General features: G+C 70.5%; 6 protein-coding genes. 3 read left to right on the top strand and 3 right to left on the bottom strand.

Features of this window, described 5'->3' with window-relative positions; translation table 11 throughout:
• Positions 1–92: 92 nt before the first annotated feature.
• On the bottom strand, positions 93–1,544 hold the full coding sequence (locus tag AB0I81_RS14295; protein ID WP_360655505.1) for a serine/threonine-protein kinase: 1,452 nt from the start codon (positions 1,542–1,544) through the stop codon (positions 93–95).
• 242 nt (positions 1,545–1,786) lie between these two features.
• On the bottom strand, positions 1,787–2,527 hold the full coding sequence (locus tag AB0I81_RS14290) for a phosphotransferase (protein WP_360655502.1): 741 nt from the start codon (positions 2,525–2,527) through the stop codon (positions 1,787–1,789).
• A gap of 125 nt (positions 2,528–2,652) precedes the next feature.
• On the opposite strand from AB0I81_RS14290, the gene AB0I81_RS14285 reads away from it, so the two are divergent.
• Complete coding sequence (locus tag AB0I81_RS14285; protein ID WP_360655499.1) at positions 2,653–3,087, top strand: hypothetical protein; 435 nt, start codon at positions 2,653–2,655, stop codon at positions 3,085–3,087.
• 81 nt (positions 3,088–3,168) lie between these two features.
• On the opposite strand, the gene AB0I81_RS14280 is transcribed toward AB0I81_RS14285, so the two are convergent.
• On the bottom strand, positions 3,169–4,962 hold the full coding sequence (locus tag AB0I81_RS14280; RefSeq protein WP_360655496.1) for a hypothetical protein: 1,794 nt from the start codon (positions 4,960–4,962) through the stop codon (positions 3,169–3,171).
• A gap of 265 nt (positions 4,963–5,227) precedes the next feature.
• Here AB0I81_RS14280 and AB0I81_RS14275 point away from each other — a divergent pair, with 265 nt between their 5' ends.
• Positions 5,228–5,803 (top strand): WHG domain-containing protein, encoded by a 576-nt coding sequence (locus tag AB0I81_RS14275; RefSeq protein ID WP_360655493.1) that lies wholly within the window; start codon positions 5,228–5,230, stop codon positions 5,801–5,803.
• A 130-nt stretch (positions 5,804–5,933) separates the two neighbouring features.
• The gene (locus tag AB0I81_RS14270) at positions 5,934–7,103 is read left to right on the top strand and encodes an SGNH/GDSL hydrolase family protein (RefSeq protein WP_360655490.1); all 1,170 of its coding nucleotides are present in this window, start codon (positions 5,934–5,936) and stop codon (positions 7,101–7,103) included.
• Positions 7,104–7,166 lie beyond the last annotated feature (63 nt).

Raw genomic sequence — 7,166 nt, 5'->3', positions numbered from 1 at the left:
CTCCTGTTCACCGGTCAACAGCCCAATCATGACCACACCCCGGCACTCTTCAGACCCGAGCCCGGACACCAAATCCCTTTGTCAGCAGGCTCTTACAGCGTGAGCCCCAGGGCCACCAGTACCGCGATCAGCGTGATCGGCCCCATCACGGCCGCCGACACGACCAGCCCGCGGTGGCCGGGCAGGGCGCGGGCGAGCATGCGCGAGGCGATCCGCCGTGCCGGCGCCGCGCCGGGCAGCACGAACAGGCCCAGCGTGAACACGCCCGCCGCCAATGCCTCCGCGTGGGTGCCGCTCAACCGGACGGCCGACTGCAGCAGTCCCGCGGCGATGAAACCGACCGCCAGCGACCCGAACAGATTGCCCGCCGCGACGAGCGCCGCCTTGGACGGCGACCACCGGGACTCGCCGAAGAAGTGCTCGCCCGCGTGCAACGCCAGGGAGATCGCCGCCGCCGCCAGACCGGCGCGGACCGGCATGGCGATGGTCAGCGCGATCAGCGTCACGACCATGAGCGTCCCGACGAACCCACTGCTGCGCACGAACCGCCGCAGGTCGAAGGGCTCCTTGGGAGCCGGGGCCGGACGGTGCTCCTCGGGCTGCCCGGCCACGACGGTCGGGTCGGGGGCGGGCGCGTGCCGCTCCTCCTGGTGTCCCCGGCCGTACTCGACCGGCGGAAGCAGGTGGGAGACGGTGTCCAGCATCATCGTACGGGGGCGGCCCCGCTCGGGCTCGACCGTACGGGCCGTGGGATCGAGCGCCCCGGCCATCCGCAGCAGCTCCCGCGCGTCGGGCCGGGCGGCGGGATCGACCTGCAGCGCCCGGGTCAGCCAGCCCTGCAGCCAGGCGGGCGCCTTGTCGATCTGCGCCCGCCCTTCCATGGTGTTGAAGCAGACCGCCTCGAACGTCCCCGTGCCGAACGGCGGCAGCCCCGTGGCGGCGAAGAACACCGTCGAGGCCAGTGAGTGCACGTCGGCCGCCTGGGTGATCTGCGAGTTGCGGATGATCTCCGGCGCGAGGTAGCCGGGCGTGCCGACGAACATCCCGGTCTGGGTCAGCCTGGAGGCGTTCACCAGGTGGGCGATGCCGAAGTCGATGACCAGCGGCTCGCCGTTGACGACCATGACGTTGGACGGCTTGAGGTCCCGGTGGATCACGCCGGCCGCGTGGATGTCCACCAGCGCCTGGCACAACCCCCGGGCGAGCCTGATCACCTCGTCGGGCCCGAGCGGGCCGCCGGTCAGCACGGTGTCCTCAAGCGTGCGGCCCGGGGCGAACCGGGTCACCACGTACGGCTTGCTGCCCGCCAGCTCGGCGTCGAGCACCTCGGCCACGTACCGGCTGCGTACCATGCGCATGGTCTCGACCTCGCGCATCAACCGGTCGCGCGCCTTGAGGTCGGCGGCCACGTGCGGGTGCAGCACCTTGATCGCGACTTCGCGGCCCGCCGGGTCGAGCCCGAGGTGGGCGACGCCCATGCCGCCCTCGCCGATCTTCCGCAGCACCCGGTACGGTCCGAGTCGTTCCTGCGTCTGAGCGCTCATACCCGACGTCATCCTCCGTGTTCCCCCGTTGGCCATGCCCCTACAACGCACCGGCCCCGGACATTGTCCCGCAGCCCGTCCCCCCGATTTGCACAGTAAGCGATGATCTGGACGGCTGCGGCGGCGATCGGCCCCTGGGACTCCTTCGTTTCGGCAGGCCCGGCGGATCAAGGCGATCTCCGACCCGGTGCATCACGGCGATCTCCGACCCGGTGGACCACGGCGATCTCCGACTTGGTGGATCACGGCGATCTCCGGCGCCCGCGCAGGGCGGTCAGCAGGAGCTCCCGATGCCGGAGGACGAGCCGCCGGTCGCCGGTGGCCCAATCGATGGCCGCCTCGGCGTGGCGACGGCGGGCGTCGGTGAACCGCGCGTCCCCGATGACGGCCCGCTCCGCTTCGGCGAGCCCGCTCTGCCTGCCCACCACGGCGTCCAGGAGTTCCTCCGGACCGACAGCGGCCCCGTACCCGTCACACAGTTCACGCAGGTGCAGGGCCTGCTCCTCGATCGGCACCCCGCCCTGCGCCTGGATGCACCACGTCCAGGCCAGGTACGCCAGATCGCCGAGCCCCGCCCCCGGCCCGCAGGAGGACCAGTCGATGAAGGCGACGGGCAGGCCGTCGCGGAAGATGGTGTTGAAGGGTCCCGGATCGCCGTGCACGACGCACTCCTGACCGGCCGCCAGAGCGTGGCCGCTGGTCACCTCGTGCAGGGCACGCAACATCCGCCCGCCGATCGCGTAGGCCCCGGGCGCGCGCTGGCCGGGATGGTCGGTGGTGACGCCGGGGATGTAGGTCAGGATGTCCCGGCCGCGTTCGTCGATGCCCAGGTGGCGCGGGGCGTACGGGTAGCCGACCGACTCCAGGAAGGTCAGCACCCGGGCGGCGAGGTCGGCGCCTTCGTCACGGGAGCGGCGTACGGTGTCGCCGACCCGCACCACTTCCGCCGCCCTGTTGCCGCCCGTCAGCGGCTGTTCGCCCATCTAACCATGATGGCGGTGGCGGCGGCGACAGGGTTATGTCACTCTGCGTTGTAGATCGGCTACGCAGTGCTGTTAGGTGAGGTGTCTGCCTTTGCAGGCGTTACCCGAACAGCAAGGAGTGACCCATGAGAACCCTCCTCCGCCGAGCCGCCGTCGTGCTCGCCGTGGCGACGGCCACCGCCGGGCTGGCCATGCCCGCCTCCGCCGCCCCCGAGCCCGCCGCTCCCAAGGCCGCCGCCCCCGAGTCAACTGCCCCCAAGCCCGCCGCCCCCGAGGCAACCGCCCCCAAGCCCGCCGCCAAGGCCCCCGCCAACTGGGCCTGCCCCCGGATCGTCGGGGTGTGTGCCCTGGACGCGGACGGACGGCTCAGGATGATCTCCCGCGATGAGGCCGTCATCGTGCCGCCCGTCATCAAGGCGGCGAACAACACTCCCGACCACTGGTGCTTCTACTCCTCGCGCGGCTTCGCCGGCGAGCGTCGTGAAGTGAGCCCAGGAGAAGTCGTTCATGACTTCGGCTTCGACGTCTGGTCGGCCCGCAACGGCTACTGCGACTGGTGATCACCCGCCGTTGAGACCGCGCGCCGCCGGATCCCCGCCCAGGGGGTCCGGCGGCGCTGTAACCGCTTACTACGACCCGGCTCAAGCGCCGGCGTAGGCGATGTTCGGCCGGGGCGGCTTCGTCATGCCGGAGCCGAGGAAGTAGTCGACGTGGTGCGACTGCAGGTAGCCCTTGAGGGTCATCGCGTTGCGGTAGGCGGGGTTGTGGGCGAGGGTGTACAGCCTGGTCGTGGTCGGCAGGCCGGTGGTGAAGACGATCAGCTCGTTGCGGGCGGAGTTGGTGTAGACGACCTCCTCACGCCAGTCGCCGAGGATGTCGCCGACCAGGGCGGGGTTGACGCCGTGCGCGTTGACCGCGCCATAGCTGGAGATGTTGAGCAGGCGCGGCAGGTTGTTGGTCGGCCGGGGGTCGGCCGGGTTCCACTTCTCGAACTTGCCGTCGTTGAGCAGTTCCATGGTCAGGTCGCCGTCCCACCACAGGCCGAGGTGGGGCCAGGGGCGCAGCGAGGTGTTCGGCTCGGTGAGCTGGTTGCTGCGCGCGTTGTACAGGCCGGAGAACGACCAGACCTCCATGCCGGGGAAACGCGGGTCGATGTCGCCGGCCATGCCCCGGCCGACGTCGCCGACGCCGCTCTCGACGTGCTGCCAGAGCATGTTGCCGTTCGCGGCGCCGTAGTAGTACTCGCGCAGGCCGCTGGCGTTGTCCTGCTGCACGCCGTACCCCTCCAGGCCCGCCCTGCTGGGGTCCAGGTCCGCGATGTGGAAGCGGTCGCCGTGCACGACGCCCTCGTCGGCCAGGCTGTAGCGCAGGGTGCCGTCGCCGTTGAGCACGAAGCCGATCTCGGCGATCTCGTCCTTGCCGTCCTGGTCCACGTCGATGATGCGGGTGTTGTGCCCGTCCGGGAGATCCTGGTTTCCGCGCAGGAACTTCCACTGCCTGGTCAGGGCGCTGCCGGTGAACTTCCAGGCGGTGTACATGAGGTTGAAGCCACCGTTGCCGACCCGGTTCTTCAGGTACGCGACCAGGCTCGGCGTGCTGCCGTCGAGCGAGCCGACGCCGAAACGGGCGTACATCGGCCCGTCGGACAGATAGTCGGTCGGCACCGGCGCGGTGGCCCGGGGGGCACCCGTCCGGCCGTCCAGGATGGCGATGGACTGGCGCACGTTGTCGCTCTCGGTGTGCCGGCTGCCGTTGCCGAAGGTGACGCCGTTGGCCACCCGCACGGCGACCTCGGCCCGGCCGTCGCTGTCGAGGTCCGCGACGGTGACGCCGTCGTTGTGGCCGACGTCGATGGTGGCCGAGCCGCCCTCGATGTTGTCCTGGTTCGTACTGTTCGGGCCCATGTTGACCGACCACAGGAACGTGCCGTCACTTCGGTAGGCCTCGATGGTCTGCGGGGAGGTCTGGCGGTCCACGACGTAGTCGTAGGCGCCGTCGCCGTCCAGGTCGCCGACCCAGGCGAACTTGATCGCGCCGCCCGCCCGCAGCGGGATGCGTACCACGGGCTCGACGGCGTGGTTCGCGGTCAGCTCGAAGGAGGCGCTCACCGGCTGCCAGACCCCGTCGATCACCGGCCGGACGTAGTAGCTGTTGCGCCGCGTGAGGTCGGCCGTGGAGTCCACGAAGTTGGTGCCGCCGGTCAGCAGGTCGGCGTTGAGCTTGACGGCCGCGCCGCCGGCCGTGGAACGGTAGACGTTGAAACCGATGCCGTCCGGATCCAGGCCCAGCAGCCGCCAGGACACCAGGACGCTGGTGCTGCCGGTGCGGACGGCCACGACTCCGCGGCCGAGGTTCTCCATCATTCGGGGGCCGGCCGCGGCCTGCGCCGGGACTGCCGGGACGGTGCCGAGGAGCAGCGCGGTGGCGATGAGCACAGTTCTCCATCGGTGTGTGACGCGCATTCTGACCTCCAGAGGCCATGGGGGGGTTGGGGGGACGTCACCTGACGGAAACTCGCGAGAGTTTAACCGTTTACATAGTTGGGATATGACCACGAGCTGAGACTCAAGTCAAGGAATGCACGTCATGGGGCTGGTGGCTCGAATACGCTTCCAGCCGCCCTCTTCCTTCATGTCGCGCCGATTTGCCTAAAGGCTTTAGGCAAACTACCGTCCGGTTAAGGCAATTTGGAGGAGAGTCATGGCACGTGCGGGGCTGAGTGCGGAACGCCTCACCAGGGCGGGGGCGGAGCTGGCCGACGAGGTCGGCTTCGATCAGGTGACCGTGTCGGCGCTCGCCAGGCGGTTCGACGTCAAGGTGGCGAGCCTGTACTCGCACCTGAAGAACTCCCACGAGCTCAAGACCAGGATCACCCTGCTGGCCCTGGAGGAGCTGGCCGACCGTGCCTCCGACGCGGTGGCGGGCCGGGCCGGCAAGGACGCCCTGACCGCCCTCGCCAACGTCTACCGCGACTACGCCCGCGAACATCCGGGCCGCTACGCCGCGACCCAGTTCAGGCTCGACACGAAGACCGCCGTCGCCGTCGCCGGCGTCAGGCACGCCCAGCTGACCCGGGCGATCCTGCGCGGCTACGACCTGACGGAACCTGACCAGACCCACGCGGTACGACTGCTGGGCAGCGTCTTCCATGGCTACGTGAGTCTGGAGCTGGGCGGCGGGTTCAGCCACAGCGCCCCCGACACCCAGGAGACCTGGGAACGCGCCCTGGACGCCCTGGACGCCCTGCTCCGCAACTGGCCCTCCCCCACCTCCTGACGAGCCGCCCCCTCGTGACGGCCCGCCCCCCTCCTAACGGGCTGGCCTCCCCTAACGGGCTGGCCTCTCCTGACAGAAGCGGGGACCGTGCGCCGCCACTTCCGCCCTCTCCGATCGACGAAAGAGCACCATGCACACCGACTGGATCACCACGCCCATCACCACGGACCTGCTGCGCGGCGCCCTCGACCTGGAGCGCACCGAGCGCGGCCTGCTGCCGCACCGCCTGCCCGCCAAGGCCCGCGCCCAGTGGACCGACCCGCAACTGTCGATGGTCGAGTCCCAGCCCTCCGGCGTACGGCTGGCCTTCCGCACCCGGGCCACCGCCGTAGAGCTGGACACGCTGCCCACCAGGCGCCTCTACCCGAGCGCACCGCCCCGCCCCGAGGGCGTGTACGACCTGCTCATCGACGGCGACCTGACCGCCCAGGCCACCGCGACCGGCGGCAACACCGTGACCATCGACCTGGTCACCGGCGGCGCCGAGTTCACTCCCGGACCGGCCGGCACCCTCCGCTTCACCGGTCTGCCCGACCGCGTCAAGGACGTCGAGATCTGGCTCCCGCACAACGAGACCACCGAACTCGTGGCCCTGCGCACCGACGCGCCCGCCGAGCCCGTACCGGATCGGGGGCGCAGGGTGTGGCTGCACCACGGCAGCTCGATCAGCCACGGCTCCAACGCCGTGCACCCCACCGGCATCTGGCCCGCGCACGCCGCGGCACTCGGCTCGGTGGAGCTGATCAACCTCGGCCTGGGCGGCAGCGCCCTGCTCGACCCGTTCACCGCCCGCGCCATGCGGGACACCCCCGCCGACCTGATCAGCCTCAAGATCGGCATCAACGTCGTCAACGCCGACCTGATGCGCCTGCGCGCGTTCGGCCCCGCGGTGCACGGCTTCCTCGACACCATCCGCGACGGCCACCCTGCCACGCCGCTGCTGGTCGTCTCCGCCATCCACTGCCCCATCCACGAGGACACGCCGGGCCCGTTGACCTTCGACTTCGAGGCCATGCAGGCCGGCGAGCTGCGGTTCCGCGCCACCGGCGACCCCGCCGAGCGCGCCGCGGGAAAGCTGACGCTCACCGTGATCCGCGAGGAACTGTCCCGCATCGTGCGTCAGCGGGCGGCCGACGACCCCAACCTGCACTACCTCGACGGCCTCGACCTGTACGGCGAGCAGGACGCGGCCGAACTGCCGCTGCCCGACGACCTCCACCCGGACGCCGTTACCCACCTCCGCATGGGCGAACGCTTCGCCAAGCACGCCTTCGCCGACGGAGGCCCGTTCGGAATGTGACGGCGGGCGGCAGTGCGACAGCGGGCATCGGTGCGACAACGGGCGTTGGCGTACCAGCAGGCA

This window comes from Nonomuraea sp. NPDC050404 (assembly GCF_040655495.1).
In the GTDB taxonomy this organism is placed as follows: Bacteria; Actinomycetota; Actinomycetes; order Streptosporangiales; family Streptosporangiaceae; genus Nonomuraea.
The sequence above is the reverse complement of the archived record's forward strand: the minus strand, read 5'-3'. Positions and strand labels throughout refer to the sequence as shown.